Annotated in this window: 37 protein-coding genes; 20 read left to right on the top strand and 17 right to left on the bottom strand. The window is 39.0% G+C overall.

The window, feature by feature from the left end:
* The first annotated feature begins 74 nt into the window (after window positions 1–74).
* From guaB to NBG71_RS05880, 3 genes are all read left to right on the top strand, one after another.
* Window positions 75–1541 (top strand): IMP dehydrogenase, encoded by a 1467-nt coding sequence (gene guaB / locus NBG71_RS05890; RefSeq protein ID WP_075671849.1) that lies wholly within the window; start codon window positions 75–77, stop codon window positions 1539–1541.
* Window positions 1542–1642: 101 nt separating this feature from the next.
* The gene (guaA, locus tag NBG71_RS05885) at window positions 1643–3220 is read left to right on the top strand and encodes a glutamine-hydrolyzing GMP synthase (RefSeq protein ID WP_250916642.1); all 1578 of its coding nucleotides are present in this window, start codon (window positions 1643–1645) and stop codon (window positions 3218–3220) included.
* Between the two features lie 218 nt (window positions 3221–3438).
* The gene (locus NBG71_RS05880; RefSeq protein ID WP_250916641.1) at window positions 3439–4635 is read left to right on the top strand and encodes a tyrosine-type recombinase/integrase; all 1197 of its coding nucleotides are present in this window, start codon (window positions 3439–3441) and stop codon (window positions 4633–4635) included.
* A gap of 195 nt (window positions 4636–4830) precedes the next feature.
* Here NBG71_RS05880 and NBG71_RS05875 read toward each other — a convergent pair whose 3' ends face one another.
* The 16 genes from NBG71_RS05875 to NBG71_RS05800 all read right to left on the bottom strand — a co-directional run bounded on the left by NBG71_RS05875 (window position 4831) and on the right by NBG71_RS05800 (window position 13655).
* Window positions 4831–5028 (bottom strand): hypothetical protein, encoded by a 198-nt coding sequence (locus tag NBG71_RS05875; protein ID WP_036936127.1) that lies wholly within the window; start codon window positions 5026–5028, stop codon window positions 4831–4833.
* A gap of 2 nt (window positions 5029–5030) precedes the next feature.
* The gene (locus NBG71_RS05870; RefSeq protein WP_250916640.1) at window positions 5031–5672 is read right to left on the bottom strand and encodes an MT-A70 family methyltransferase; all 642 of its coding nucleotides are present in this window, start codon (window positions 5670–5672) and stop codon (window positions 5031–5033) included.
* Window positions 5669–6106, bottom strand: a complete 438-nt coding sequence (locus NBG71_RS05865; RefSeq protein ID WP_144242568.1) for a class I SAM-dependent methyltransferase — start codon at window positions 6104–6106, stop codon at window positions 5669–5671. The genes NBG71_RS05870 and NBG71_RS05865 overlap by 4 nt, the downstream gene beginning before the upstream one ends.
* A gap of 19 nt (window positions 6107–6125) precedes the next feature.
* A complete protein-coding gene (locus tag NBG71_RS05860) occupies window positions 6126–6506 on the bottom strand; it encodes a phage protein NinX family protein (protein WP_250916639.1) in 381 nt (126 codons plus the stop codon).
* The gene (locus NBG71_RS05855; RefSeq protein WP_175246683.1) at window positions 6499–6738 is read right to left on the bottom strand and encodes a hypothetical protein; all 240 of its coding nucleotides are present in this window, start codon (window positions 6736–6738) and stop codon (window positions 6499–6501) included. Before NBG71_RS05855 ends, NBG71_RS05860 begins: the two co-directional genes overlap by 8 nt.
* A 415-nt stretch (window positions 6739–7153) precedes the next feature.
* The gene (locus NBG71_RS05850) at window positions 7154–7795 is read right to left on the bottom strand and encodes a hypothetical protein (RefSeq protein WP_250916638.1); all 642 of its coding nucleotides are present in this window, start codon (window positions 7793–7795) and stop codon (window positions 7154–7156) included.
* 131 nt (window positions 7796–7926) lie between these two features.
* A complete protein-coding gene (locus NBG71_RS05845) occupies window positions 7927–8424 on the bottom strand; it encodes an ASCH domain-containing protein (protein ID WP_250916637.1) in 498 nt (165 codons plus the stop codon).
* A gap of 2 nt (window positions 8425–8426) precedes the next feature.
* Entirely contained in the window at window positions 8427–8708 is a 282-nt protein-coding gene (locus NBG71_RS05840) for a hypothetical protein (protein WP_250916636.1), read from the bottom strand.
* A gap of 36 nt (window positions 8709–8744) precedes the next feature.
* A complete protein-coding gene (locus NBG71_RS05835) occupies window positions 8745–8945 on the bottom strand; it encodes a hypothetical protein (protein WP_250916635.1) in 201 nt (66 codons plus the stop codon).
* Between the two features lie 97 nt (window positions 8946–9042).
* On the bottom strand, window positions 9043–9309 hold the full coding sequence (locus NBG71_RS05830; protein ID WP_250916634.1) for a hypothetical protein: 267 nt from the start codon (window positions 9307–9309) through the stop codon (window positions 9043–9045).
* Window positions 9310–9349: 40 nt separating this feature from the next.
* Window positions 9350–9511: a hypothetical protein gene (locus tag NBG71_RS05825; protein ID WP_161748125.1), complete on the bottom strand. Its 162-nt coding sequence runs from the start codon at window positions 9509–9511 to the stop codon at window positions 9350–9352.
* 30 nt (window positions 9512–9541) lie between these two features.
* Window positions 9542–9799, bottom strand: coding sequence for a helix-turn-helix transcriptional regulator (locus tag NBG71_RS05820; RefSeq protein WP_250916633.1), 258 nt, complete (start codon window positions 9797–9799; stop codon window positions 9542–9544).
* 43 nt (window positions 9800–9842) lie between these two features.
* Entirely contained in the window at window positions 9843–10883 is a 1041-nt protein-coding gene (locus NBG71_RS05815) for a RecT family recombinase (protein WP_250916632.1), read from the bottom strand.
* Window positions 10884–10928: 45 nt separating this feature from the next.
* Complete coding sequence (locus NBG71_RS05810) at window positions 10929–12650, bottom strand: PD-(D/E)XK nuclease-like domain-containing protein (RefSeq protein WP_250916631.1); 1722 nt, start codon at window positions 12648–12650, stop codon at window positions 10929–10931.
* Entirely contained in the window at window positions 12637–12798 is a 162-nt protein-coding gene (locus NBG71_RS05805) for a hypothetical protein (RefSeq protein ID WP_004243375.1), read from the bottom strand. The genes NBG71_RS05810 and NBG71_RS05805 overlap by 14 nt, the downstream gene beginning before the upstream one ends.
* Window positions 12799–13046: 248 nt before the next feature.
* Window positions 13047–13655: a DNA-binding protein gene (locus NBG71_RS05800; protein ID WP_072068383.1), complete on the bottom strand. Its 609-nt coding sequence runs from the start codon at window positions 13653–13655 to the stop codon at window positions 13047–13049.
* Window positions 13656–13789: 134 nt separating this feature from the next.
* Here NBG71_RS05800 and NBG71_RS05795 point away from each other — a divergent pair, with 134 nt between their 5' ends.
* The 8 genes from NBG71_RS05795 (at window position 13790) to NBG71_RS05760 (ending at window position 17792) form a co-directional block, all read left to right on the top strand.
* Window positions 13790–14011 (top strand): hypothetical protein, encoded by a 222-nt coding sequence (locus tag NBG71_RS05795; protein ID WP_228041276.1) that lies wholly within the window; start codon window positions 13790–13792, stop codon window positions 14009–14011.
* 338 nt (window positions 14012–14349) lie between these two features.
* Window positions 14350–15303: a DnaT-like ssDNA-binding domain-containing protein gene (locus NBG71_RS05790; protein WP_250916630.1), complete on the top strand. Its 954-nt coding sequence runs from the start codon at window positions 14350–14352 to the stop codon at window positions 15301–15303.
* Window positions 15272–15754, top strand: a complete 483-nt coding sequence (locus NBG71_RS05785) for a replication protein P (RefSeq protein WP_250916629.1) — start codon at window positions 15272–15274, stop codon at window positions 15752–15754. Before NBG71_RS05790 ends, NBG71_RS05785 begins: the two co-directional genes overlap by 32 nt.
* A 222-nt stretch (window positions 15755–15976) precedes the next feature.
* On the top strand, window positions 15977–16390 hold the full coding sequence (locus NBG71_RS05780) for a hypothetical protein (RefSeq protein ID WP_192176670.1): 414 nt from the start codon (window positions 15977–15979) through the stop codon (window positions 16388–16390).
* Window positions 16387–16782, top strand: coding sequence for a RusA family crossover junction endodeoxyribonuclease (locus NBG71_RS05775; protein ID WP_250916628.1), 396 nt, complete (start codon window positions 16387–16389; stop codon window positions 16780–16782). Before NBG71_RS05780 ends, NBG71_RS05775 begins: the two co-directional genes overlap by 4 nt.
* Window positions 16783–16908: 126 nt before the next feature.
* Entirely contained in the window at window positions 16909–17091 is a 183-nt protein-coding gene (locus NBG71_RS05770) for a hypothetical protein (protein ID WP_072068377.1), read from the top strand.
* 28 nt (window positions 17092–17119) lie between these two features.
* Window positions 17120–17464 carry a phage protein NinX family protein gene (locus NBG71_RS05765; protein WP_250916627.1) on the top strand — a complete coding sequence of 115 codons (345 nt, stop codon included), beginning with the start codon at window positions 17120–17122 and terminating at the stop codon, window positions 17462–17464.
* Complete coding sequence (locus tag NBG71_RS05760; RefSeq protein WP_250916626.1) at window positions 17457–17792, top strand: hypothetical protein; 336 nt, start codon at window positions 17457–17459, stop codon at window positions 17790–17792. Before NBG71_RS05765 ends, NBG71_RS05760 begins: the two co-directional genes overlap by 8 nt.
* A gap of 50 nt (window positions 17793–17842) precedes the next feature.
* On the opposite strand, the gene NBG71_RS05755 is transcribed toward NBG71_RS05760, so the two are convergent.
* Window positions 17843–18895 (bottom strand): acyltransferase family protein, encoded by a 1053-nt coding sequence (locus NBG71_RS05755; RefSeq protein WP_250916625.1) that lies wholly within the window; start codon window positions 18893–18895, stop codon window positions 17843–17845.
* 148 nt (window positions 18896–19043) lie between these two features.
* Here NBG71_RS05755 and NBG71_RS05750 point away from each other — a divergent pair, with 148 nt between their 5' ends.
* From NBG71_RS05750 to NBG71_RS05710, 9 genes are all read left to right on the top strand, one after another.
* Entirely contained in the window at window positions 19044–19613 is a 570-nt protein-coding gene (locus NBG71_RS05750; protein WP_502925706.1) for a terminase small subunit, read from the top strand.
* Window positions 19613–21097 carry a terminase gene (locus NBG71_RS05745; protein WP_250916623.1) on the top strand — a complete coding sequence of 495 codons (1485 nt, stop codon included), beginning with the start codon at window positions 19613–19615 and terminating at the stop codon, window positions 21095–21097. Before NBG71_RS05750 ends, NBG71_RS05745 begins: the two co-directional genes overlap by 1 nt.
* A 185-nt stretch (window positions 21098–21282) precedes the next feature.
* The gene (locus NBG71_RS05740; RefSeq protein WP_020945812.1) at window positions 21283–21492 is read left to right on the top strand and encodes a hypothetical protein; all 210 of its coding nucleotides are present in this window, start codon (window positions 21283–21285) and stop codon (window positions 21490–21492) included.
* A gap of 9 nt (window positions 21493–21501) precedes the next feature.
* The gene (locus NBG71_RS05735) at window positions 21502–23166 is read left to right on the top strand and encodes a portal protein (RefSeq protein ID WP_250916622.1); all 1665 of its coding nucleotides are present in this window, start codon (window positions 21502–21504) and stop codon (window positions 23164–23166) included.
* A complete protein-coding gene (locus NBG71_RS05730; RefSeq protein WP_250916621.1) occupies window positions 23163–23477 on the top strand; it encodes a Bbp19 family protein in 315 nt (104 codons plus the stop codon). Before NBG71_RS05735 ends, NBG71_RS05730 begins: the two co-directional genes overlap by 4 nt.
* Before the next feature lie 29 nt (window positions 23478–23506).
* Window positions 23507–24184, top strand: coding sequence for a peptidase (locus tag NBG71_RS05725; RefSeq protein WP_250916620.1), 678 nt, complete (start codon window positions 23507–23509; stop codon window positions 24182–24184).
* 15 nt (window positions 24185–24199) lie between these two features.
* Window positions 24200–25180 (top strand): major capsid protein, encoded by a 981-nt coding sequence (locus tag NBG71_RS05720; RefSeq protein ID WP_060555917.1) that lies wholly within the window; start codon window positions 24200–24202, stop codon window positions 25178–25180.
* A 58-nt stretch (window positions 25181–25238) separates the two neighbouring features.
* Window positions 25239–25670 (top strand): Bbp16 family capsid cement protein, encoded by a 432-nt coding sequence (locus NBG71_RS05715; RefSeq protein ID WP_060555916.1) that lies wholly within the window; start codon window positions 25239–25241, stop codon window positions 25668–25670.
* 8 nt (window positions 25671–25678) lie between these two features.
* Window positions 25679–26020 (top strand): hypothetical protein, encoded by a 342-nt coding sequence (locus tag NBG71_RS05710; RefSeq protein WP_036936189.1) that lies wholly within the window; start codon window positions 25679–25681, stop codon window positions 26018–26020.
* The last annotated feature ends 24 nt before the right edge of the window (window positions 26021–26044 follow it).

Genomic DNA, 26044 nt, shown 5'->3' with positions numbered 1-26044 from the left:
CAACCGATTACGGTGTGTATAATTCCGCGGCAATATTTTCTATTTCCTAAAAGCCGCCTTGGTGAGATATTGCTATGTTACGAATTAAAAAAGAAGCACTTACATTTGATGATGTTTTGTTAGTTCCTGCACACTCCACTGTTCTTCCTAATACTGCCGACTTATCCACTCAACTGACTGAAACAATCCGCCTAAATGTTCCTATGCTTTCTGCTGCAATGGATACTGTGACTGAAGCGCCTTTAGCTATCGCATTAGCTCAAGAAGGTGGAATTGGTTTTATTCACAAAAACATGTCTATCGAACGCCAAGCTGAAGAAGTTCGTCGTGTGAAAAAACATGAAAGTGGTGTTGTCACTGATCCTATTACCGTAACACCAGAAACTTCTTTACGTGAAGTTCAAGCAATGACTGAACGCAATGGCTTTGCGGGTTACCCAGTTGTGACCAATGACAACGAATTAGTGGGTATTATTACTGGCCGTGATGTTCGTTTTGTTACTGATTTAGACCAACCTGTTACAGCGGTAATGACACCAAAAGAGCGCTTAGTGACTGTGCAAGAAGGTGAAGCACGAGATGTTGTCATGCAAAGAATGCATGAAAAACGTGTAGAGAAAGCTTTAGTGGTTGATGACAACTTCCACCTGAAAGGAATGATCACTGTAAAAGACTTCAAGAAAGCAGAACGTAAACCAAATGCTTGTAAAGACGAACACGGTCGTTTACGTGTTGGTGCTGCTGTTGGTGCAGGTGCCGGTAATGAAGAGCGTGTTGCTGCATTAGTTGCTGCAGGCGTTGATATTTTACTTATTGACTCATCTCACGGTCACTCTGAAGGTGTCTTACAGCGTATTCGTGATACTCGTGCATTATATCCAAATCTACCTATTATTGGTGGCAACGTTGCAACCGCAGAAGGTGCATTAGCACTAGCAGATGCTGGTGTGAGCGCGGTTAAAGTAGGTATTGGCCCAGGCTCTATTTGCACAACACGTATCGTAACCGGTGTGGGTGTACCACAAATTACGGCTATTGCAGATGCTGTTGAAGCACTGAAAGATCGCAACATTCCAGTTATTGCAGACGGCGGTATTCGTTTCTCTGGCGATATCGCAAAAGCATTAGCAGCAGGTGCAGCTTGCGTTATGGTTGGTTCAATGTTTGCAGGTACTGAAGAATCTCCGGGCGAGATCGAACTGTTCCAAGGACGTTCTTATAAATCTTATCGTGGCATGGGTTCATTAGGTGCGATGTCTAAAGGTTCATCAGATCGTTACTTCCAAACTGATAATGCAGCAGACAAATTAGTACCAGAAGGCATCGAAGGTCGTGTTGCTTATAAAGGTTTATTGAAAACTATTGTTCATCAACAAATGGGTGGTTTACGCTCATGCATGGGCTTAACTGGTTGCGCAACAATTAAAGATTTAAATACCAAAGCTGAATTTGTTCGTATCAGTGGTGCAGGTATTCAAGAAAGCCATGTCCATGATGTGACCATCACGAAAGAATCGCCTAACTATCGCTTAGGTATGTAATTTATTCCGAGAAAGGCTTGTTTTAGTTATTACTTTGTTTTGATTATAAATTAGCAAGCCTTTCAACTTTATGACTTTATCTGTTTTGGAATTCACCACAAATGACAGCAAATATCCATAATCATCGCATTCTTATCCTTGATTTCGGTTCACAGTATACGCAGCTTATTGCTCGTCGTATTCGTGAAATCGGCGTTTATTGTGAACTCTGGGCATGGGATGTTACAGAAGAACAAATTCGTGAATTTAATCCTAATGGTATTATTCTGTCTGGTGGCCCTGAAAGTACTACTGAAGACAACAGCCCTCGCGCACCAGAATACGTATTCAATGCAGGTGTTCCTGTATTAGGAATTTGTTATGGTATGCAAACGATGTCGATGCAATTAGGTGGCGACGTCGAAGTTTCTGGTGAGCGTGAATTTGGTTACTCACAAGTTGAAATTCGTGAAACTTGTGCACTGTCCCGTGATATTCAAGATTCTGTTAGCGAAGATGGTAAACCATTATTAGATGTATGGATGAGCCACGGTGACAAAGTTACTGCTATTCCTTCAGATTTTGTAACAGTAGCGAGCACTGAAACTTGTCCATTTGCTATCATGGCGAATGAAGAAAAACGTTTTTATGGTGTTCAATTCCACCCTGAAGTTACACATACCCATCAAGGTTTAGCGATTTTAAAACGTTTTGTTTTAGATATCTGTGGTTGTGATGCGCTGTGGACTTCCGCCGCCATTATTGAAGACACTGTTGCTCGTTTAAAAGAGCAAATTGGTGATGATCACGTTATTTTAGCGTTATCAGGCGGTGTTGATTCATCAGTAACTGCATTATTGTTAAACCGTGCGATTGGTAAACGTTTAACATGTGTATTTGTTGATAACGGCTTATTGCGTCTGAATGAAGCAGAACAAGTCATGGAAATGTTTAAAGGCAAATTTGACCTAAATATTATCCATGTTGAAGCCGAAGATCGTTTCCTAACTGCATTGAAAGGTGAAAACGATCCTGAGAAAAAACGCAAAATTATTGGTCATACATTCATTGAAATCTTTGATGAAGAAGCTGTTAAACAGCCACAAGTTAAATGGTTAGCACAAGGCACTATCTATCCTGATGTGATTGAGTCTGCTGCATCTGCAACAGGTAAAGCTCATGTAATTAAATCGCACCATAACGTGGGTGGTTTACCAGAAGATATGAAGCTGGGCTTAGTTGAGCCATTAAAAGAGCTGTTTAAAGATGAAGTGCGTAAGATTGGTTTAGAGTTAGGCTTACCATACGACATGCTTTATCGTCACCCATTCCCGGGCCCAGGTTTAGGGGTTCGCGTATTAGGTGAGATCAAGAAAGAGTACTGTGATTTATTACGTCGTGCTGATGCTATCTTTATCGAAGAACTGCATAAAGCTGATTTATATAACAAAGTAAGTCAAGCATTTACCGTGTTCTTACCTGTGCGTTCAGTGGGTGTTATGGGCGACGGTCGTAAATATGACTGGGTTGTTTCATTACGTGCAGTTGAAACTGTGGACTTTATGACAGCGCATTGGGCACATTTACCATATGACTTCTTAGGTCGTGTTTCTAACCGCATTATTAATGAAGTTAGTGGTATTTCCCGCGTTGTTTATGATATCAGCGGTAAACCACCTGCAACGATTGAGTGGGAATAAACTACCGTTTATCAGCAATAGTTGATAAAGGTTAAAAAACCAAGAGCCATCAGTAAGTTACTGGTGGCTTTTTTGTTTTCTATGGTTGGTAATGGTTGACAAGAACCGAAAAAAATGACGGTATATGTGACGGTATCAAAAAATAAATTATAAAATTAAGACACTGATACCGTCATAAATTTGCTGTCATTTGACGGTATCAGCATTGAGGTTATAGCATGCTGACCGATACAAAACTGAGAAGTTTAAAGCCACAAGATAAGCTTTATAAAGTATCTGATCGAGATGGTTTATACGTTGCAGTGACAAAAAGTGGTGTTATTTCATTTAGATATGATTATCGTTTTAATGGAAGGAGAGAAACGGTTACTTTTGGTCGATACAGTGCTGACGGTATCACGCTTGCAGAAGCAAGAGCCGAATTAATTGAAGCAAAAAGGCTACTAAACGCAGGTATATCGCCAGCTTCAAAGAAACGTGACGGTATTGAGAGTAAAAAAATAGGAGCGGTATTCAAAGACTATACCGTCAATTTTCTTAATGATGCCCAATATGCCGACTCTACTAGGGCCATGAAAGAAGCTATTATTGAAAAAGAAATCTATCCCGTATTCGGCAAGCTTCAACTAGAAGAGATCACCACGCCACGGCTTAGAGCATTGTGTGAAAAGATAAAAGATAGGGGCGCAAAAGCGACTGCATTACAAGTGCGTGAGATTGTTGGCTCTGTTTTTACTTATGCCATAGACAGAGGTTATGAAATTAGTAACCCAGCAGATGCAATAAAGGCATCTTCGATAGGGACTTTTCAAGCGCGCGAAAGGGCAATGTCACCGAAAGAAATCGGTATCTTATTTCGTGAACTAGAAAACTATAGTTGTTATCCAACCTTAAAATTGGCTGTTAAATTTGTATTGCTAACATTAGTCAGAAAGTCTGAGTTTATTCATGCTACATGGGATGAAATAGACTTTAAAAATAGACAATGGGTGATCCCTAAAGGGCGAATGAAGGGGAGAAAAGAGCATGTTATTTATCTCTCTGACCAAGCAATGGATATCATCACCGGTATGAAAGTCTGCGCGATGGGGAGCAATTACTTAATGCCTGGTCGATATGATATTAAAAAACCACTTTCTAATGCTGCATTGAATAACGTGATTGATGGCACCGTAAAACGTATCAATGAAAAAGGTATTGAGTTCGAACCGGTTACTGTTCACGATTTACGACGTACAGCCAGCACGCTATTGCACGAAGCCGGTTATAACTCAGATTGGATAGAGAAATGTTTAGCACACGTTCAAAATGGCGTTAGAGCCGTTTATAACAAGGCTGAATATGCTGAACAGCGTAGGAAGATGTTACAAGAGTGGGCTGATATGGTGGATGAATGGATAAAAGAGAAAGATTAACGCTCGGTCATTCTTCGCCAAGTGTTTTATAAGCAAGTAGTGACGATAGGTAAAGCACACCGACAATAGGCCAGATTGTTGAGTAAAACAGTCTGGCCACAATATCTTTTATATTGTCGCTTTCGTGCTTAGACTCTGAAAATAGGTATCCAGCAAGCCATAAGTACACAGCCAATAACATGAGTACAATAATCATTATCCGTTTTTCCTTTTGTACTGAGCATGATCATCACCACACTCTTTAGAACAGTAAGCGCTGTTTTCTGTTACAGGCTCTTCACGACACCAGATACAAAACCCAGTTAAGCTTTTTGCTGGTGGTTCTCTGTTTGCTAATGCGGTGTTGATTTGTAGAGCCGTTAAGTCATTAGCATCATCTGCGATATCAGGCATATTTATTCCTTATAAATAAAATGAGAATTGATAAGTTCGATACTGTTGTTAGGACATTGATTGCCCCATGCATCCCAACCTTGTGACATGTCACGAGCGAATAGCTCAATGCGACTTACATCACCGTACAACTGTTCAAGACGGTTTTTTACTTCCCACGGCTTTTCACTATGCTCACCTAAACAACTAAATACGATTTGCTTAACGCTAGCACTAATGCGCTGTAATCCATTGCCTCGAGTAGCGATTAAAACATCTTCACTATTGGCTCTGGTGTAGTTACCCCCATTCATTTTTGTTTCAGCATCTAATAGTTCAAACAGGTCGTGATAATCAAATAACTCGCTGTTTTGAATAGCCTTATCAATTCGTTGCCATGCTAAAGGGTTAAACTTAACCCAAGTAAAAGCTTTCATTGTGCGCACTTTAAAGCCCCACGCTTCGGCTAATTTAATAGCCTCGAGTACAAAATTACCTGTATACCACATGGCAAGAACTGCATTGTCAGATGCAATAGAATGAATAGGGATATGGGTTAAATTGAAGAGGGAGGTTGTTGGATAATGATTTTTAGCAGCACCGTTTGAAACTTTATTTTTGTAATCCCACGGAGGATCACAATAGATAAGGTCGTATTTTTTCATTTAACCTCCTTAAGAAAAGAGATCCAGTGCGTCTTATCATTTTTACCTACACGCTGTACTGCTGTTGGTTTTTGGTCTGTTAGTGCTAAAATTTGTTTAACAGGTATTTGGGTTTCATTCCATTTGAACAGTAATGTTCCTCCAGGCTTAAGCACTCTAAATGCTTCACTAAACCCTTTACTTAAATCTTCTCTCCATGATTCTTTATTTAACAAACCGTATTTTTTAAACATCCAGCTATTTTTACCAACTCTAATTAAATGAGGAGGGTCAAATAGCACCTGATAAAAGGTATTATCTGGTAATGGAAGGTTTTTAAAATCAGAAATAATATCTGGTGTTATATTTAAAATTCTTCCATCACATAAAATATGTTCTTCGGCTCTAATATCATTAAATAAAACTCGGTCGTCTTGTTTATCAAAATAAAACATGCGAGAGCCACAACACATATCAAGTATTGGTTTCACGTTCAGCATCTCTCATCATTAAGAATAATTCCATAGCTGCGCGATATGGGCTATCGTTTATAACTTGCGCTTTTTCTATAAACTCAATACCAGATGGATAAGGAAGTAGAGTCCACTCTCCATATCTAGCACACCAGAAATTACCGTCACCAGCAAGTAGGCATATCTTATTCTCAATAATAATCGGCATTGCATCGGATGGGTTGTTGCATGGGTCGAAAAAACGATAACCAAACGACCCATCAACAAGGAATTGGATAATATCCATTGTTTGCTTGATTACATCGTATTGCGTTTCAGGTAAAACAAATTGCGCTACTAATAAATTAATCTCAAAGTCAGATAGTTCGGTGTATTTATTCATTATATAATCCTGTTTGCTTGGCTGATAATTCAACATCATTGTGGAATATTGTTAATCGATTAATTAAATCATCGGATGGATTGTCAGTATTTAATAATTCTTTCCATAATGCAGTACATCGAATTTGAAGTTTATTCCCTATATCTTCATTTCTAAGTCTTATCATCCCAACATCTTGAGCGTCCCAATTAATACGATTAAGTAATTGATTTCGTTTGTTCATTGATTCCACAGTTAAATTCCTTATTTGTTCCAGCCCCAAGGTATGAAACAGAAGTAATGGTGGTATTATCTCTTCCTATATCTCTAATAGAATATTCCAAGCACTTGCTATCGAATAAAAATTTGCTTGTTGAGTATGTTCTGTAGTGCTGTTGCATTTGACCATCCTGATTAGAATAAAAACTAACTAACCAATGATGCTTTATTTTATTTACCACGAATCACCTCTCCACAAACAACTTCAACATTCCTCACTGACATTAAATATTCAGCACGTTTATTGCATTCCGATTGTGTGTATATATCTTCCGTTACAGGTACAGCAGAACCCTGTATTAGCATGAGTAATACATATCCGATTATTTGCATTAATTGTTACTCTGAATTTTAGGTATAAAAAACCCTGCTAGTGCAGGGTGCGGATGTCATTTGTTTTTTACAGAACAGGTACATTCAGGCGGTGGTAACTTTTCAATACTATGTTTTTCACTATTAATTTCTTTTAATGATTTTGTTTCATTCCACTCATTTTTTAGTAGAATTTTAAAATTCTCGGCACAACATTGTATAGCATTGATTATTTCATCATGTATTTCACTGGTTATTCCTATTCTTTCATTTAACCTATCATTTATGTATTCTAAGTGGGACCTAATGGCATCTGAAACCACTTCATTATTTCCATCCCTAGAAAATGGAAGCGCCATTTTTAAATATAAATATAGTTCGCTATGCCTAAATAAACTTTTTTTAAAAGAATCTCTATATTTTTCAATGAAATCTTCCTCCTTAGTGAATTTGGCTAACTTATATCCAATTATAAAATCACAGTTAGATAAAAAAACAGATGATTTATTTCTGATGTCATTAATCCATTCCTGCCGCATCGGAGCTATATTATTTGTTATCATTTGTTGGTGAATAGATTTCTTATCGTTCGCAATTTTTTTATTATCAATTAAGAATCTTATACTAGCTCCAATAGCGCCACCAATTAAACCTACAGCAGTTAACGCAATACCAACTGCGACAGCATTATCTTTTAAAAATAACAAAGCATTATCCATGATATTCCTCCTTATTTAAAGCAAGAATCATACTCACATCCATGTGACTAATCCACTGTCAAAATTCCTCCTTATTTAAAGCAAGAATCATACTCACATCCATGTGACTAATCCACTGTCAAAATTCCTCCTTAGTCTACTTTGCGAAACTCAATAACCCACACCCACGGATTAGAGGACCAACTTCCATCTCCGTAAATATCTATCCATGCATCAGCGAATTTATCGTATGGTGTGAATGTCTCGCCGCCACTGTCTGGGTCACTATAAGTAGGTCGCCACCCAGTAAGCTCAAATCCTTCAGCGCGTGCATCATCTTGTGATATCTCCTGAATCTGCTGAACCCAAACATCAGTAATTTTAATTCTCCCTTTGATATTACAGTCCTTGTCTGTAATGTTAATGATGTCGCCAGTTTCACCATACGGACAATCAACATCAACAAATCTATGTCGCCATGCTGCACATACTTGCTCTGATAGTGTGTAACCTTCTTGCCATGCACCAAGTTTGCGTAACTCCTCCTCGGTTACTTTTGGTTGTGACTCAATCGGTCTACGTGTCTGCGTTTTTCTTCCATCCATGACAGCCGCTAACATTGCATCGTTAAACTTGATTCTGTCTTTCATATTCATTCCACCTTATTAGCTGAAAATACTGGGTCAAACTCACGCTCAACTTCAAACGTGCCAAGATATTGGTCGTCAATCCATAACATGAATAACAACGGCCATTTATCTTCACACCCGTCACAGTTATCGTGATAATATTCTGCACATGCTTCAATGCATGAATCGAGGTCATCATCAGCACTGAAATTATAATCATCTGGTAATTCATAGAGGTTATCTTCACTAATTCCTGATGGGTCTTCGCCTTTACCGCCTGCTATATAAAACTGAACTATTGCCATTATTCATTCCTCTTCATTGCATCCCTGCGAGTTAAATTAATCCAACTGGATAGCGCCTTCTTCTGGATATTCAGTGCAGTAAAAAACAGGCTTTGACTTATCGAAACAGCCTAAATTATGTTCATCATCTAGCGTGTATTCCGCTTCGTCATCAATATCTAAGCCATGCAGTTCTACTTTTAAGCCAGCAAAATCAGCCATGGCAATTATTTGCTTTGTTGTTAATGTAATAGTCATATCTATCTCCTGTTTGCATTCCTGCGAGTTAGTCACTATATTTTGACTTCACACTTAAGGTTTCTATTTCCTCTTCACTGCATCCCTGAGAGTTAAATTAAAAGATAATTAAAGCTGTCGCTAAAAATGCACCTTTAACATCTTTATTTGATGGATAGTAATATACTGAATAGCCATCACGAGGAACTGCCTTGTAATAACAAACATCAATGCGATCGCAATTAACCCATTCCGATTTATCGCTTTCACAAATAATATTTTCTTTAATTGCAGCGTCGATAACTTGCTCTTTGGTTTGGCTGCCTCGCATCATCAAAATAGTTTCGTCATTAGAATTTAGTAAATCTACGGTTTGCTTTTTCATATCTATCTCCTGTTTGCATCCTTGCACTGAGTTCCTGTAATTAAACGTATGGCTTAATATCAAATTGCTTGAACCATTCTTTTATTTCTTCGTATTCATCATCGCTAATTTCATTTTCTTCTAGCCATTCTTCAAATGAATCCCTGGCGGCATCTTTAGTTAAGTAATAAATGAAATTTTGCAATTTGTTTGGTGTTTTCATGGTTATATCCTTTGGTTAAATGGGTAGTGGTTAGGCGTTACTCACAAACTGCCCGGCTTCATTACGCTTACGTTCGGTGTAACACTTAGGTGTCTCTCTTGATTGAGAACGCTTTTCCAACCACTCATCAACTTCTTCAGCTTCCCAAGCAACACAGCGCACAGATAAGTACATACGCTTTGGAAAATCGCCTTTCTTCTCTAAGGTGCGAATAGTTGAGCGAGAAAGCCCTGTTTTTTTTAAAACATCAGGCATACGAATAGGTTTGATAGGTAATTTAATATTCATATTTAAACTCCTGCGGAGCGATACAGCTCCGCATTAAATAGGATCACTGGTATTCAGGGCGCATATCATTAAGTGTGATAGAGAAAGACTCGTATAACTCATCACCGAGTTTTCTTTTGCTTGATTTAAGTAGCTTGTCTACTTTTTCAAATGCTTCGGTAGCTTCAGGTGAGCCAGATTCAGGAAGTGAGTTAATAGAAGCTTCTAGGGCATTACGTGCATCAATACGGTGGTATGCCTGTACTGCTTTATTTTTTAATTCAGTAAACAGGTTGATCCCCATATCATTTTTTAAGTTCTCAATTTCTGCGCGAATATTTTTAGCTTCTTCGACAGTTTGAACATCATCAATAGCTAATCTAAATGCATCAGCATCGAACTTAGGTATAAACTCGCCTTGAGCTTCTTTTATCGGTTCTTCATTGATTGGCTGTTGTTGAGTTGTGATTTCATCAATGCTTACACGTTCTTTCGGTGGGGTAATGTCTTTAATCTGGCGATCTTCAAGTTCTTCTGGCGTATACACACCAAGGATAACTTCAGGACAATAAAGACGGGCCCAATATTTTACAGCGAGATACGCGATTTGTTGCTTAGGCATTGTTTTCCAAAGTGGTGAGTTTCTCGTCTGTACATCAGCAAGGTAAACAGGCTCACCCCATGTAATTTCTTCTTCACCTCTTAAAATTGCACCGACTTCAATAAATAAACCCGATTCATCACGTTTATCTTTCATGCCTACAATCTTTTCCCAGTCGCCACCGTATTTGTAATGGAATCGACCTACAACAGCATTTGAACTGGTAATAACTGCATTTACTAATTGGGCCTCATAACCAAGCACACCATTGATGACATGAGTTTTTTGACCGACAACGAAAGGATCCATTCCCCAACGTGCGGACTGCATTGTGATAGCAAGACAATCAGATGGTTTACCTTGCAGATGCCTTGGCACCGTTGCTGTACCTGATGCCATTAGCTCAGCAAATTTGACAATACGGTCTAATGATTCAGGATTAAAAAGTAATGATGTATTATTCATTACTGATTGATTTCTTTCGAGAGTTGCTACTTCTGACATAATATTTACTCCAAACGTGCGCCTGATTGTTCAAGCGCAGTTTTATTAAGCGACTTCGCTTTGCAGTTCTTCTAATTTTCTCTGCTCAAAGTCAGTGATACCGATAGTGAGAGTAGTGGTGATAGGCGCTGGCCAATATCCTGTATCCATAGCTTCACGGATATCACGCAGTGTCTTTTTGTACTCAGCGCGACCCAGTTCAAGTAACTCAGGAGAGGCTTCAACGATAGCAACCCAGTGGTAATGCTCGTCTTTGTTAACGAATATCCAGAAGAACTGATCCAGCATTGCCACATCACAATACATAGCTGCACTGATGTGATAATCGCGATTAATGATTTCTCTGCGGATCATGGCTTCAATGGCATCTTGTTTAAATCGACCAAGTGCTACTGATTTGAGGTCAAAACCTAATCGGTTATTTTCTGTTTGAATTTCGATATCAGGACGAACACGAATTTCAAGGCCGGTATCTTCATCAATGCCGTAGTAGCTCACTTCTGATACGCGGTTAGGGTGGTTTAATAAACTGGATGCTTCTTTGTGGTTCATAACAGCGTTACGCATGTTATTTGCCATTTCATAGTCAACGGTTTGAACGTGAATTTTTGAATCGTCACTAAGCCATTGGCTAATGATTTCATCCTCAAATACAGCATCAGGGTTAACTTCTTTAATGACCTGCATGAGATCATCTTTTTTGACGGGTTTTCTAAGTGGCTCAGGTTTATTTGTTTCTGCTAAATATAATTCAGGATTGATGCCGCTTATCTGCTCAAGTAATGCGTCTGTATTACCTGAGGTTTTCAATGGTGTTGGCAAAGTATCGTTATAGGCTTTGATACAGGCTTTCATTGCGGCACCTGTGAATTTTCCATCTTCAGGGATGGTTTTAAATTCATCGGGCAACTGCATGTATATCTGACCTAGCTCTTCGGCTTTTCCGCTGGTGGAAAGTTGCGGTGTCAGAGTGGCATTATGTTCTTCAATAATTGCTTTTAACTCATCTTGTGAGAGCTTTTTAGGCAACTTATTGTTGTATTCGTCAATCCATGACTTCATTGTTTCCGTTGTTGTAAAGGCACCTTTTGGAATAATTGGCTTAACACTGAATTCAGCATCAAACTTTTCAGGTTCCATTGTTAACGTGTGGAATGCGCTACCTAAGTCGAAACAACGCTTATTTTCACGCTCAATAACTTTTGTTACATGGCGTAACTCGTAATACATCAAACTAATACGGGCATCTTTTAACATCGAACTACTGATACCGTTTGAACTGTGATACACCTCGTTAGGAATATCGGGATAACGACCAGGTTCAAAATAAGCAGGTTGGTCATTTTCTTCCTGTGGAATATCTTCCGTCTCCTTGTGTTGACCGTTTTGGTTATCTTTGCTGGCGTGAAAAATCGCCTCTTCCTGAGGTACTTCTTTTTTTTCTACCTCAATTGAGGCGGTTTTTGGGTTTATTAATGAGTTAAAGTGATTAACTCTATGACGAACGCTACGCATATCAGGGTTATCAATAAATGACATAATAGCGTTAATGATTTGTTCTTCGCTTAATTCACTGCTGATATTAGGAACCAATGAAAGTGCAAGTAGCGTGATATTAATAAAGTGGTCATATTGCTTAAACTCTTCTTTTTCAATATCACCATTGATATGAGCTGTTAGCGCATCTACTTGTTCGCTATCAGTAATATCTTGGTTAAGTAAAAGAGCTTTTGCAATCAACACATTTAAGTGCTTAGTGTCTGACATTTTGTTTACCTACTAATTGTTCTGTTTGTAATGCGAGCTTTCTTACATAAGCCCACTCAATACCGGCTTTAAAATTGTCAAATGACTGTGACTCATTTAAGCCAGATAAGGTAAATACATGCTTACCGTCTTTGATATAAAAGATCATGACTAATCACCAAATTGGTTATGTCTGAGCGCATTAAAAAATCAGTCTCTTTTATCCATATTGTTAAAGAGCAAATTAACCGTATTGGTTAACTTATGCTTTTAATCATAACCATAAATTAACCATTGTCAACCATGAAAAACAAATAAATAACCAATGTGGTTATGTTTATTTTTATCACTATGAAATTTAATGATTTATTAAGAGTAAAAAGAAGCCAGTATATGACTTCTTTTTAATGGAAAGGGTTAGTCGTGGGAGATAGGCTGGTTTTTATTAATGATAAATTCAATGAAGTTTTCAATAGCAGCTTGTTCGCTGGTGGGAAGTTTTGAATAGGCTCTTCTATCATAGTTAATAGTGCCTTTATCATTTTTAGGGATCAGTAGTTCATAGGCTTGGCGACCCATTGCTTTTGCAATAGCATCAATGCTTTCAGCGGTGGCGCTGGCTTCACAATTAATAATGCGGTTAACCGTTGATTGTGCAAGACCTGAATCAACAGAGAGCTTAACTCTTGATTTTATTCCATCGTTTAACATAAATGTTGTGATGTTATCTGAGAGTATCTTGCCAATTTCAGTCGGAATATATTCTTCTTTTTCTGACTCTGCATGACCTTCTTTTAAATGGTCTACATCCATCCAATATTTGCTAATTCTAGTCACATATTCAATTTTACGTGACATTGGATCGGTGAGTTCACGATGACTTTTTAAATCTTTTGGTGATAGGTAACGGGAGATCATACTTGGCGCTACGCCTAACGCATCAGCAAGTAATTTTTGTTTGCCGTTGTAGTAGCGTTCAATAATATAAATCAGGTTATCTTTTCTAATTTCAGCAATGCTTTTCATTTCTCCAAGTCCTTTGGTGTCTATTCTTTATACAAATTTGATTAAGTTATGGTGTATTAAACAAACAAATAACCCTTTTGGTAAAGTACCTAAACGGTTACTATTATTAATTGGTTAATCAAATTGGTGAAATTATGGAAGTTTTCGACTTTAAAAAATTTTGGAATGGCTTAACGATTAAGCAAAGAGAAGCATTCTCTCAAAGAACGGGGTATAGCCAACTGTATCTATCACATCAGCTACGCTATGCAAAACGCAAGCCTTCATTAAGTAAACTCAATAAGTTATATGATGTTTGTGTTGAGTTCGGTGCAGATACAACCAGAGGGCAATTAATCAATTTCTTTATTCGATAATAATTCAAAGGATGTTTATAGATAAGGATCACTTCGGTGGTCCTTAATTTTTTATTAATAACCAATAAATCTTTTTAGGTTGATCTATTTTAAAATAATGGATAGTATTTGCACATACACATAATTAAATGAGGTTGAAATGGAGATTATTAGTCGAAAAGAAGCTGCGTCAAAAGGGCTTGGGAAATTTTTCACAGGTAAAAAATGCAAGAACGGTCATGTTGCTGAACGTTACGTTTGTAACGGTGTTTGCGTTACATGTAATTATGAAAACTCAATTGGGTATAGAACAGCATTAAAACAATTGATTGAAAGCGCCCGTTGCTAGGGGGTGTCAAATGGCTAGTAGCTGGATTAAAGTTGAAGTTATAACACCAGATAAACCAGAGATTTATCAAATAGCAGAGATATTAAACATAGACCCTGATGCTGTGTTAGGAAAGCTAATTAGAGTTTGGTCTTGGGCTGATTTACAAACCTTAGATGGTAACGCAGGAAGCGTTACAAAAAGCGTAATAGATAGGATCACTTTCATTTCCGGCTTTGCTGATGCACTGATAACCGTGGGTTGGATGAAAAATGATAATGGTAAGTTAGTCTTACCTAATTTTGATAGGCATAACGGAGAATCATCGAAAAAACGGGCACTTACTAATAGGAGGGTGGCAGAGCACCGAGAAAAAAAGAAAAAGAAAGTAACGCAATCACCGTTACAAAAACCGTTACCAGAGGAAGAGGAAGAGGAAGAAGTTTATAAAGATCCTCTCTCTAAGGGGAACGATGAAAATTATCAGCCAAACCATAATGCGAATAACGCTATTTTGAATAACCGAGTTCCATCGGGAGGATTTGGCGTAGCTGAAAAATTTGTCATGTTTCATGGATGGGAGCCAGATGAGGACTTTACGAAAAAGGCAGCGTACTGGGGGGTAAGACTGATTACGCCAATGAAACCGCATGAGTTAGCAGAATTCGTTACGTACTGGAGTTCAGAGGGAAAAGCTAAAACACATGAACAATGGGAAATGGCATTAGCAAAAAGTATTAAATTTCAACGCTCAAAAAATAACGAGGTGAGAAGTGGGACAAGTCAGAGCAATAAAACCAGTAACCAATTCGCTGGAAAATCAAAACCAATGCAAGAATTCTTACAGCACGTCAACGATAAATACGGACCCGATGCTGTTACCGCTTTGGTGGAAAATGATCGAGCTGTATGGGGACAAGTGGAGCAAGAAGAACGGGACGGAACCATCATTGATGTGGAAACGAGCACTCAGCGGATTGAATAGCGATCAATTCGATTTGATATTTAAATTCTGCATTGAGCGTTGTAGCAATGGTAATCCGTGGCCACCAGAGTTATCTGATGTTATTTCAATGCTTTCTGACAAGTTGGTAGATGCGAATGCTTTTGGAATTCCATTTGATGAAATGCTGAGAGATTTCAATAAATACCTAGCCAGACGATGTAATTACTATAGTGCTGAGATGTACCCCTTTAGGCATCCGGTGCAGTATTGGATCTTCACTGACCTTAGGCAAAAGGTATATGACCTTAGGCTGACAGAAGCGGAGGTTGAGAAGAGTTTAAATAAAATGATCCGTATGTGGTCTGAGCGAGTACAACGAGGAGAGGTAATACCTAAACCCACGTTAAGACTTGAAGATAAAACCAGACCGAGACCTGCATGGATGGATTTATTAGAAAATGCTGATAAACGTAAACATAAATCGGCATAAGGTTTATTGGATATTAAAATCATTAGCGTAATAAACACTAGTGAGTTTTATTTGTTGTAGGTATGCGATTGGGTGACTGAGTTGTGAAAACAGCGTATAGGCGATTTGAGAGCGTTTTAAGTGGGTATGAGTTTAATTAAAAACTCTGTTTTTTTATACTTGAAAACATAACCAAATTGGATATATTAACCATAGTGATTAATCTCTTAAGGGTTATCGTATATGAAATTTATGCAGGATTTTGTTGTTGAAATATTACATGACAAGAAAAAACCGTTATCAGTTAACGAAATAACCGAGATTGCCTCAGAGCTTGATGGTAAGAAAAATCGCTCAACGACCAATTATGCGTTGATCAAGTTGATTGAATGCGCCGTTGTTGAGCGCAGAGCGGTAGTCGGCATTGGTTATGTATACACTCTAGCGCCTGATTACATGGAGCGTCTACGTGATTTAGATATCAAAAAAGAAGCCTCTCTAATGACCAAGAAACCAGCAAAACCTACGGATAAGCATGTTATCTGTCAGAAAGGTTCACTAACCTACGTCAGAAAGAGCATACCGCCATTACAGCATGGAAAGATTGCTGATATTCATAACCGTATGAACGCAATGCTGGTGGCGGTACGTGCATGAAACAGCAAATTTATTATATCAATCCCGTATCAAAACCTCGTATGACACAGCGTGACGTATGGAAGAAAAGACCGGTTGTCGTTAAGTACCACGCTTTTTGTGATGAGATGAGAGCTAGCCGTTTTACGCTACCTGAAAGCGGTGCTCACCTAACGTTTGTTATCCCTATGCCTAAATCATGGAGCAAGAAAAAACGCATTGAGATGAATGGTAAACCCCACCAGCAACGTCCTGATGTTGATAACCTGATTAAAGCCGTTATGGACGCCATCTTTGATGAAGATTGCCGAGTGTGGAATATCAGCGCGTCAAAGCTTTGGGGAGAACAGGGAAAAATAGGGGTAACGTTACCTGAAAATACAGAAAATCATGAACTTATTACCATGCGTTAAGTTCGTGACTGAGTTAATTAATCGTTGAATGAGTTTGGGAAGAAATTATGAGCCAAGAAATTGATGCTATTAGGCTTATTCAATAACTCAAATAACTGTGACATGTCACGAAAGAGGATTTTTAAGATGGATGAACATCAAAGTGAATGGGAAGAATTTGACGAAAAAATCAAAGAGCACTGCAAGTTTCTTTACGGTAATGAGTGGCAAGTTTCTTATATCACTAATGATTGGCGTCATTATTACAACCTAGGGTATCGAGCTGAGCATATTGGTGAGGTTTTCGAAGATGTCAGAAGATGCATGTAGGATACGTGCCAATGCCAGAGGGTAAATGATGAAAGTTAAAACTTCAAAACTAAAAGGATTAGCACTTGATTGGGCGGTAGGTAAAGCCGTTGGCGTTGATGTTCGTATTTATAAAGAGTTTATTGTTGATGCTAATAACTGTGTATATAGCCCATCTAGCGACTGGTTAAAGTGTGGTGAGTTTATAAATAACTACTGGATTGATTTAATGTTTGAGGAAGTTGATGGGGTTAATTATTGCTATGCATCACCGCCACATTTAATGGGTGATTACGCCACTGCTAATACTGCTCAAGAAGCTATTTGCCGAGCGGTTGTTATGCTTGAGATAGGTAACGAAGTTGAGATACCCGAGGAGCTAGCAAATGGCTAAATCACCTGCTGAACGCAAGGCACTACAACGTAAGCGCCAAAAGGAACTTGGCGTAACGAAGATTGAATTGCTGGTGGATATTCAAGAGCTGGAGATGTTACAGCGTAATTGTGTTCTGCGTATGCCTGGTCGTGAGCCGTATGATGTTGTTGAATACTTGCAGATGCTTATTCGTAAAGATGATGCAGAGTATAAGCGACAAGCTGAGGAGCTATCTAAGCGTAAATGTGAGCGTTGTGGTGAGCAGTTACCCGTTCAGCAATGCTGTTTATCAGGTGATGCTAAATGTTGGGTAACAAAGGGCTGGCGTGAAATGATGTTAGTATAATAAAGGCATCAGATGACAAAATAATCATCTGATGCCTTTAATTTTATAATTTAATTTCTATTGATAAATTTATTTTTTATAACAACAAGTTTATTTATTAAAATACCAAAGCATAAAGGTAAAAATATACCAAATGAAGCATATAAAAGGAAATATTTATTATTTGAGTAGTGGCTTAATGCCCCTGCATTTTTTATTTCATACATACCTAGGTAATAAAAAATAACATCTGCAATTAGGAAAGAAAATAAGTGATAGCTCATGATTGAACGGCTATACTTTCCTATTAAAAAGATTAAATTGATCTTATCAAAAAATTCTGACATTATATTTGATATATTAAATATAATGTAAATGCAAAGAATAGAAACGACTAGATGTATCAAAAATCCCATGGAGTACCCACTCCAAGCAATACCCATTCCTTTTATTTCCCCATTGTTACTTATTGCTATTAATATAAGGAAAGATACAATAATTCCTATTAATGATTTTGAGGAAATTAGTTTATTTTTGAAAACATAACCAATAGTGTAGTACATCAATCCAACACAAACTTGTATCGTTAAATTTAATGATTGAATTTTATTTGAGTGATATTCTGGTGATAAATACTGAATGGCAATAAATCCTATTGTCAATGAAATTAAAAGTAATAGTAATTTATTTTTAATTAAGAATAAAACTGGTGCTATTATTGATATAATCATATAAGAAAAAAGAAACCAAGCAACTAAAAAGAATGTATTATTATGGAAGTTTTTTTCTATAGTAAATATCACAGTATCAAAAATACCACTTTCTAAATAAATTTTACTAACGGAAATGCCGTATAGTTTATTCATTATAATAACTAATACTGATATTATTATATATGTAACTACTATGTACCCACCATGTTTTTTTATATTTCTAAAAACTAATGATGAGTAATTTCTATTTTTATATAATAATCCACCAAGTAAGAAAAAAAGAGGCATGTGGAATGCGTAAGGTGAAAATAGGCTAAATAGCTTTATAGGATAGTGTCCTATGACAACAAAGATTATACCTATAGCTTGTATATATCTAATCGACAATGATTGTTTTTCTGTTAGTTCCATGGAATATTATTGTAATGATTAATAGATCCACCAATCATGCCATATACTAATTGTTAGTTCTATTTGTATAATTATTTTTAATGATACATGGAAAACCTTATTTGAATTGATTGTTTTGTTTGCGGTAGCCATAATAACCAAAGAGGTGATGATTATGACTATCAAAAGACCAAGAAAGAAACCTGCACGACAGCCAACGCCTATCAACGACAAGATGGAACGTTTCTGTCAGGAGTATATCAAATCCCCCGATAATCAAACTGATGCTGCAATCTCTGCTGGATATGCATCTGGCAGTGCTTGCAAACGCGCATCACAGCTAATGGCTGATCCCCGTATTCAAGAGCGTATCGCACAACTGATGCAACAGCGCAATAAGCGCACCAAGATGAGTGCTGACAATGTACTCAGGCGTTTGGTCGATATGCTTGATGCGGATATTGCTGATATTCTTAATGAGAAAGGTGATATTAAACCAATATCTGAATGGTCACCTATCTGGCGTAAAAGTGTTGCTGCATTCGATATCATCGATATTAACGGTGATACACGCATTAAAAAAGTGAAGTTGCTGGATAAAATCAAGGTGCTTGAGTTGATTGGTAAGCACGTTGATATCAATGCCTTTAGAGACAGAGTACAAGTCGATGTAAACGTATCATTGGCTGATAAGTTGGCATCTGCTCGTAAACGTGCTCAGCAAGGGAGTGTTGAGTAATGTCAGAAGCTTTGCAGAAGTCACCAGAAGAACAACTCATAGAAGATATCGCATCATTTACGCATGATCCATTAGGCTATGCGTATTACGCATTTCCGTGGGGTGAAGCTGGTGGAGAGCTTGAAGAATACAATGGCCCTCGTCAGTGGCAAGCCGAAGCATTAAATGAAATCGGTGAACATCTACGCAATCCAAAGACACGCCACCAGCCATTATTACTTGCTCGTGCTTCTGGTCATGGTATCGGAAAATCTGCATTTATTTCAATGATCATCAAGTGGGGTATGGATACCTGCGAAGATTGTAAGGTAGTCGTCACGGCTAACACCGAAAATCAGCTACGTACTAAAACGTGGCCAGAAATAGCGAAGTGGCAACGCCTATCACTAACTAATAATTGGTTTACTTGCACTAAGACAGCTATCTACTCAAACGATCCTAATCATGCTAATGCTTGGCGTGCTGATGCGGTACCGTGGTCAGAGAACAATACAGAGGCATTTGCAGGGCTTCACAACAAAGGCAAGCGTATTATCCTCGTGTTTGATGAAGCGTCTAATATTGCCGATCTGGTATGGGAAGTGGCAGAAGGGGCGTTAACGGATGAAGGTACTGAAATCATTTGGATTGCATTTGGTAACCCAACCCGTAACACAGGGCGTTTTCGTGAGTGCTTTCGTAAGTTTAAACATCGTTGGAACACCAAGCAGATTGATAGCCGTACCGTTGAAGGTAGCAACAAAGAGCAGATTAAAAACTGGGAAGAGGACTACGGCGAAGATAGTGACTTCTTTAAAGTCCGTGTTCGTGGTGTGTTCCCGTCAGCATCAGAACTACAGTTTATTCCAACAGGCTTAACGGATGAAGCCATGAAGCGTATTGTTACACAGGCAGAAGTTGCTCATGCGCCCGTAATTATTGGTGTTGACCCTGCCTATTCTGGTATTGATGATGCGGTGATTTATCTACGCCAAGGTTTATTCAGTAAGTGCTTGTGGACTGGCTTTAAAACAACTGACGATGTTGTTATGGCAAAGCGTATTGCTGACTTTGAAGATCAATACAAGGCTGATGCTGTTCATATCGACTTTGGATATGGTACCGGCATTCACTCAATTGGAACAAGTTGGGGGCGCGTGTGGCGTTTAGTCAAGTTTGGTGGTGCATCAACAGATCCACAAATGCTGAACAAACGTGGTGAAATGTATAGTAGTGCTAAAACATGGTTAAAAATAGGCGGTGCACTTGATGATCAAGAAACCGCAGATGATTTGTCATGTGCTGAATACAAAGTTCGTGTTATTGATAGCAAGATTGTACTAGAAGATAAAACAGAAATTAAAAAACGTCTTGGTCGTTCACCAGGTAAAGGTGATGCGTTCGTACTGACATTCGCCTATCCAGTCACCAAAATAGATAGAAATTATTCCTCACCTCATTCTGGCGTTAATGTCAGCAATTCAGATTACGATCCATTCGCATAAAAAAAGCCCTCTGGAGTAGAGGGCAAACAGTCCTAAGGTAAAGCACGCTGTCGTGGTAACAATACAGATAAAAAATGCAGTGGCATTGCATAACCAAAATGGTAGTTATAATTTTCAATATTGTCAAATAACATGTATTATTAATTTAATATGCAATATTGGTTAATTTAATCTATGGGTGAATTATGTGCGGATTAGGCTCAACTCCAAAAATTACTACTCCTCCACCAGTTCAGGCAGCACCTCAAGAACAAGATGCGGCAGTAACGGGTAGTCGTGATGATGAAATGCGTCGTCGCCGTGCAGCCGCAGGTCGTAAGTCTACGTTACTAACAGGTGCGCAGGGTGCGACAAGTTCAGCATCCACCAGCGGTAAAACCTTACTTGGTCAATAAGGGGTGACTATGTCAACGCCATTGAAACAACAGCTACTGCAACAACTTAATCAGTTGGAAACAGAGCGTAGCTCATTTGAACCGCATTGGCGTGAATTGTCAGATTTCACTCGTCCGCGTAGTACGCGCTTTACTGCATCTGATGTTAATCGAGGTGATCGCCGTAATAGTAAGATCATTGACCCTACGGCGTCTTTGGCTTCATCGGTGCTTTCCAGTGGCATGATGTCAGGTATTACAAGTCCTGCTCGTCCTTGGTTTCGTTTAGCAACACCTGATCCTGATTTAATGGATTATGGCCCTGTAAAACTTTGGCTAGAAACCACAGAACAACGCATGAACGAAGTGTTCAATCGTTCTAACCTCTATCAGTCATTACCGTTGATGTATGGTGATTTAGGTACTTTCGGCACGGCTGCAATGGCCGTTGTTGAAGACAGCCAGCGTATTATTCGCACTGTTCATTTCCCCCTTGGCAGTTATTACATTGCGAATAGCCCAAGCCTAAGTGTTGATGTTTGCTATCGCAAATTTACGATGACCGTTCGCCAGTTGGTGATGGAGTTCGGGACTGATAGTGTCAGCGATACTGTTAAATCAATGTGGAATTCAAGCCAGTACAGCCAATGGGTTGAAGTGGTTCATGCTGTATACCCAAACCTTGAACGACAAACAGGAAAGTTAGAGGCGAAGCATAAGCCTTTTAAATCCGTTTATCTTGAAGTGGCGGGTGATAACGAGAAAGTGTTACGTGAATCTGGCTATGATGAATTTCCTATCATGGCGCCACGTTGGGAAGTGAATGGTGAAGATGTTTACGGTTCATCTTGCCCTGGTATGTTGGCGTTAGGTGGTACTAAAGCGCTTCAATTAATGCAAAAACGTAAAGCGCAGATGATTGATAAGCTGACCAATCCACCTTTACAAGTGCCAGCCTCATTAAAAAACCAACGGGTAAATACCATACCCGGAGGCATTAACTATCTTGATGAGGCAAATCCTACTAATAAAATTCAAACGATTTTTGATGTTCAACCAGTAGCATTGAAAGCACTACTTGAAGATGTTCAAGATACCCGTCAACTGATTGATACCGCTTACTTTGTCGATTTATTCCGCATGATGCAAATGGTGAATACGCGCTCTATGCCGATTGAAGCTGTTGTTGAGATGCGAGAAGAGAAGCTATTGCTATTAGGGCCTGTTCTCCAGCGCCTTGATTCTGAGTTACTCGACAAACTGATTAATCGCACTTTCTCAATCTTGGTAAACAAAAATTTACTTCCCATTGCGCCTGATGAAATGCAGGGAATGGACCTAAAGGTTGAGTACATTTCTGTAATGGCTCAGGCACAAAAATCGATTGGCGTTGGCAGTATCGAACGCTTTGCTGGCTTTGTTGGCAATCTGGCAAGAGTTAAGCCAGAAGCTCTCGATAAGCTTAACGCTGATGATGCTATTGATAATTATGCGTCTGCTATTGGTGTTTCTCCAACTATCGTTGCAACCAATGAGCAAGTGCAAGCCATACGTCAACAACGACAAGCACAGCAACAACAAATGGCACAGATGCAAATGGCGCAGTCCGCTATTGATGGTGCTAAAACGCTCAGTGATACCAATCTTGATAACGATAGTGCCTTGTCCGCTATGGCTGGTGGAGGTGCTCAATGACACATCCATTCGATGCGTATGAAGACGAGAAGATTGCTCGCACTGAATACGATATTCAACAAAAAAATAAGCAAGAGAAAGAAGAACAACAGCTAAAAGAGGTTATGTCCACAGAAGCTGGGCGTGCTGTTATTTGGCGTTTAATTTCTGACTCTGGCGTATTTCGTAGCTCTTTTTCTAATGATCCCTATGCAATGGCATTTAGAGAGGGCGAGCGTAACTATGGGTTAAAAGTTTTCAATCAATTACACCAAGTTTGCCCTGAGCTTTATGCGCAAATGGCAAATGAAGCAACTACACCAAGCGTTTAACCAAGATTTAAAGAATGGGAGAAGCAGTCATGAACTTATGGCAGAAATTAATTATGCGTCGTTTGTATAACGAGCAACACAGCGAGGGAGGTGAAGGTGGTGGCGGTACAGCAACGGAACCTACTCAAGAAACATCAGCAACAGATAAAAATGAGCCACCAGCAAACAGTGCTGATCCTAATAAAAGCACTGAAAAAGAGAATGGTGAAGAGCAGGGCAAGCCGGCTGATAAGAAAAATGATGCCAATAAATCAGATGTAGGTGCGCCTGAAAAGTATGAATTTAAAGCACCAGAAGAAGGGCAAGAGCTTGATAAAGGTGCATTAGAAGTCTTTGAGCCGATTGCCCGTGAGCTGAATTTAAACAACGAACAAGCGCAAAAACTGGTTGATGTTTATGGCTCTAAAATCATGCCAGCGATTAATAAGCAACTTGCTGAAGGTTGGCAAAAACAGACAGAGCAATGGGCTGAAACTGTTAAAGCAGATAAAGAGCTTGGTTCCGCTGAATCTATCGGTGCGGCACAAAAAGCAATGGATAAGTTCGGTTCACCTGAACTGAAACAGTATTTAGAAGAGTCAGGACTAGGTAATCATCCTGAGCTTATTCGTATCTTTGCCGGTGTTGGCAAAGCGATGTCAGAGGACGGTCTTGTCACTGGCAACAGTAACGGCAGTAAAAGTGCTGCTGATGTTTTATTTGGATAACAAAGAGGAAATAACATGCCTGCTTTAACTCTCGTTGATTGGGCTAAACGACAAGGCCCTGACAGCAAGCAAGCGAAGATTGTCGAATTGCTGAATCAGTCTAATGAAATCCTTGATGATATGGTTTTCGTTGAAGGTAACTTACCAACGGGTCACCGTACAACTGTTCGTACTGGTTTACCATCTGCAACATGGCGCTTGCTTAACTATGGTGTACCACCAAGCAAATCAACCACAGCTCAGGTTACTGATGCGATTGGCATGCTTGAAACCTATTCTGAAGTTGATAAAGACCTTGCTAATTTGAATGGGCAAAAGAATGAATTTCTATTGTCTGAATCAATTGCATTCTTAGAGTCAATGAACCAGCAAATGGCTGAAACGGTTATTTATGGTGATGCGACGGTTCATCCTCAGCGCTTTACAGGTTTAGCTGCACGCTTTAACGATATGAACGCAAAGAATGCGGTCAATATCATTGATGCTGGTGGTACTGGCAGTAACTTAACTTCTGTGTGGTTAGTGGTATGGGGTGAAAATACGGTTCATGGTATTTTCCCTAAAGGTTCTAAAGCAGGTTTAGAACAAAACCATTTAGGTGAAGTAACTTTAGAAGATGAGAACAAGGGTAAATACCAAGGCTTTCGTACTCATTTCCAATGGAAAAATGGTATCTCAGTTCGTGACTGGCGTTATGTTGTCCGTATCGCCAATATTGATTTATCCAAAATTGGTAAAGATCCAGAAAAAGCGGACACACTCGATTTACCTGACTTGTTTATTCAAGCAATTGAGAAGATCCCTAACCTCTCTATGGGGCGTCCTGTTTTTTATTGTAACCAGCAAATTCGTAGCTGGATGCGTCGCCAAATTAAAAACAGCAAAAACGTCAATATTTCTATGGCAGAAGTTGCCGGTAAGAAAGTTGTTTCATTCGATGAAATTCCTGTTCGCCGTGTTGATGCCATCTTAACGACTGAAGATCAGGTGAAATAAGTTATTGCGGTGTCGTTTAACGGCTCCGCTAACTTTCATTTATTTGGAGATAGTCAAAATGATTTTAGATAAAGAAACGCTTTTTTCACTGGATCAGGCTGTTACTGCATCTGCTGTAAGTAAGCAAATTATCGACTTAACGCCAGTGCATGGTGCATTTCGTGATATCGGTATTGGTGAGCCGTTAGAGCTGTTTGCACAAGTTACTGAACAGGCTAAAGCAGCAGGTGAAGCGACTGTTCAAATTAAGTTAGAAACCGCGACAGACGATAAATTCTCTGATGCTAAATCTATCTTTGAATCTGTGGCAATACCAATTGCTGATTTAAATGCAGGTAAACGCATTGTGGCGAAAGTGCCTCAAGGTGTTCTGAAGTATTTGCGTCTGCAATATGTTGTTGCAGAAGGGCCATTAACGGCGGGTAAGTTCACTGCGGGCATTAACCTAACAGTTGATGCTCATCCTATTTACGATGCTGTAACTCAATAAGGTGTGACATGTCACGATATAAGGTTTTAAAAAAATCATTTATCGCTGGGCGTCTACTTGAAATCGGTGAAGAGGTTGAGTACGACGGTATAGCTGGCGATAACTTAGCGTTAATTGGTGGCGCTGATGCTCGACTTAATACTCATAGTGTGGCTGATGGGGCTGGTGATAATACTGGTGAAGGCGTAAGTAATATTGCTGTTAGCGGTTCAGGTGTGGCTATTGACTCAAGCCTAGATGCGCTTCGTGAGCAATATACCCAGCTATTTGGTAAAGCACCTCATCACAATATGGGCGCAGATAAAATGCGCACCGCAATAGATGAAAAGCGGAAAGAACTTGGGGTTTAACCCCCGATGATAAAGGGGGCGGAA

The organism is Proteus sp. FZP2095, assembly GCF_023701425.1.
Classification (GTDB): domain Bacteria; phylum Pseudomonadota; class Gammaproteobacteria; order Enterobacterales; family Enterobacteriaceae; genus Proteus; species Proteus cibarius.
Note: the sequence above shows the minus strand (reverse complement) of the source record. Positions and strands in the feature narration are given on the sequence as shown.

Bases quoted from the DNA above. Each gene is read 5' to 3' on its own strand.
- guaB (WP_075671849.1), top strand. From the start codon at position 75: ATGTTACGAATTAAAAAAGAAGCACTTACATTTGATGATGTTTTGTTA.
- guaA (WP_250916642.1), top strand. From the start codon at position 1,643: ATGACAGCAAATATCCATAATCATCGCATTCTTATCCTTGATTTCGGT.
- NBG71_RS05880 (WP_250916641.1), top strand. From the start codon at position 3,439: ATGCTGACCGATACAAAACTGAGAAGTTTAAAGCCACAAGATAAGCTT.
- NBG71_RS05875 (WP_036936127.1), bottom strand. From the start codon at position 5,028: ATGCCTGATATCGCAGATGATGCTAATGACTTAACGGCTCTACAAATC.
- NBG71_RS05870 (WP_250916640.1), bottom strand. From the start codon at position 5,672: ATGAAAAAATACGACCTTATCTATTGTGATCCTCCGTGGGATTACAAA.
- NBG71_RS05865 (WP_144242568.1), bottom strand. From the start codon at position 6,106: ATGTTTTATTTTGATAAACAAGACGACCGAGTTTTATTTAATGATATT.
- NBG71_RS05860 (WP_250916639.1), bottom strand. From the start codon at position 6,506: ATGAATAAATACACCGAACTATCTGACTTTGAGATTAATTTATTAGTA.
- NBG71_RS05850 (WP_250916638.1), bottom strand. From the start codon at position 7,795: ATGGATAATGCTTTGTTATTTTTAAAAGATAATGCTGTCGCAGTTGGT.
- NBG71_RS05845 (WP_250916637.1), bottom strand. From the start codon at position 8,424: ATGAAAGACAGAATCAAGTTTAACGATGCAATGTTAGCGGCTGTCATG.
- NBG71_RS05840 (WP_250916636.1), bottom strand. From the start codon at position 8,708: ATGGCAATAGTTCAGTTTTATATAGCAGGCGGTAAAGGCGAAGACCCA.
- NBG71_RS05835 (WP_250916635.1), bottom strand. From the start codon at position 8,945: ATGACTATTACATTAACAACAAAGCAAATAATTGCCATGGCTGATTTT.
- NBG71_RS05830 (WP_250916634.1), bottom strand. From the start codon at position 9,309: ATGAAAAAGCAAACCGTAGATTTACTAAATTCTAATGACGAAACTATT.
- NBG71_RS05825 (WP_161748125.1), bottom strand. From the start codon at position 9,511: ATGAAAACACCAAACAAATTGCAAAATTTCATTTATTACTTAACTAAA.
- NBG71_RS05820 (WP_250916633.1), bottom strand. From the start codon at position 9,799: ATGAATATTAAATTACCTATCAAACCTATTCGTATGCCTGATGTTTTA.
- NBG71_RS05815 (WP_250916632.1), bottom strand. From the start codon at position 10,883: ATGTCAGAAGTAGCAACTCTCGAAAGAAATCAATCAGTAATGAATAAT.
- NBG71_RS05810 (WP_250916631.1), bottom strand. From the start codon at position 12,650: ATGTCAGACACTAAGCACTTAAATGTGTTGATTGCAAAAGCTCTTTTA.
- NBG71_RS05805 (WP_004243375.1), bottom strand. From the start codon at position 12,798: ATGATCTTTTATATCAAAGACGGTAAGCATGTATTTACCTTATCTGGC.
- NBG71_RS05800 (WP_072068383.1), bottom strand. From the start codon at position 13,655: ATGAAAAGCATTGCTGAAATTAGAAAAGATAACCTGATTTATATTATT.
- NBG71_RS05795 (WP_228041276.1), top strand. From the start codon at position 13,790: ATGGAAGTTTTCGACTTTAAAAAATTTTGGAATGGCTTAACGATTAAG.
- NBG71_RS05790 (WP_250916630.1), top strand. From the start codon at position 14,350: ATGGCTAGTAGCTGGATTAAAGTTGAAGTTATAACACCAGATAAACCA.
- NBG71_RS05785 (WP_250916629.1), top strand. From the start codon at position 15,272: ATGTGGAAACGAGCACTCAGCGGATTGAATAGCGATCAATTCGATTTG.
- NBG71_RS05780 (WP_192176670.1), top strand. From the start codon at position 15,977: ATGAAATTTATGCAGGATTTTGTTGTTGAAATATTACATGACAAGAAA.
- NBG71_RS05775 (WP_250916628.1), top strand. From the start codon at position 16,387: ATGAAACAGCAAATTTATTATATCAATCCCGTATCAAAACCTCGTATG.
- NBG71_RS05770 (WP_072068377.1), top strand. From the start codon at position 16,909: ATGGATGAACATCAAAGTGAATGGGAAGAATTTGACGAAAAAATCAAA.
- NBG71_RS05765 (WP_250916627.1), top strand. From the start codon at position 17,120: ATGAAAGTTAAAACTTCAAAACTAAAAGGATTAGCACTTGATTGGGCG.
- NBG71_RS05760 (WP_250916626.1), top strand. From the start codon at position 17,457: ATGGCTAAATCACCTGCTGAACGCAAGGCACTACAACGTAAGCGCCAA.
- NBG71_RS05755 (WP_250916625.1), bottom strand. From the start codon at position 18,895: ATGGAACTAACAGAAAAACAATCATTGTCGATTAGATATATACAAGCT.
- NBG71_RS05750 (WP_502925706.1), top strand. From the start codon at position 19,044: ATGATTATGACTATCAAAAGACCAAGAAAGAAACCTGCACGACAGCCA.
- NBG71_RS05745 (WP_250916623.1), top strand. From the start codon at position 19,613: ATGTCAGAAGCTTTGCAGAAGTCACCAGAAGAACAACTCATAGAAGAT.
- NBG71_RS05740 (WP_020945812.1), top strand. From the start codon at position 21,283: ATGTGCGGATTAGGCTCAACTCCAAAAATTACTACTCCTCCACCAGTT.
- NBG71_RS05735 (WP_250916622.1), top strand. From the start codon at position 21,502: ATGTCAACGCCATTGAAACAACAGCTACTGCAACAACTTAATCAGTTG.
- NBG71_RS05730 (WP_250916621.1), top strand. From the start codon at position 23,163: ATGACACATCCATTCGATGCGTATGAAGACGAGAAGATTGCTCGCACT.
- NBG71_RS05725 (WP_250916620.1), top strand. From the start codon at position 23,507: ATGAACTTATGGCAGAAATTAATTATGCGTCGTTTGTATAACGAGCAA.
- NBG71_RS05720 (WP_060555917.1), top strand. From the start codon at position 24,200: ATGCCTGCTTTAACTCTCGTTGATTGGGCTAAACGACAAGGCCCTGAC.
- NBG71_RS05715 (WP_060555916.1), top strand. From the start codon at position 25,239: ATGATTTTAGATAAAGAAACGCTTTTTTCACTGGATCAGGCTGTTACT.
- NBG71_RS05710 (WP_036936189.1), top strand. From the start codon at position 25,679: ATGTCACGATATAAGGTTTTAAAAAAATCATTTATCGCTGGGCGTCTA.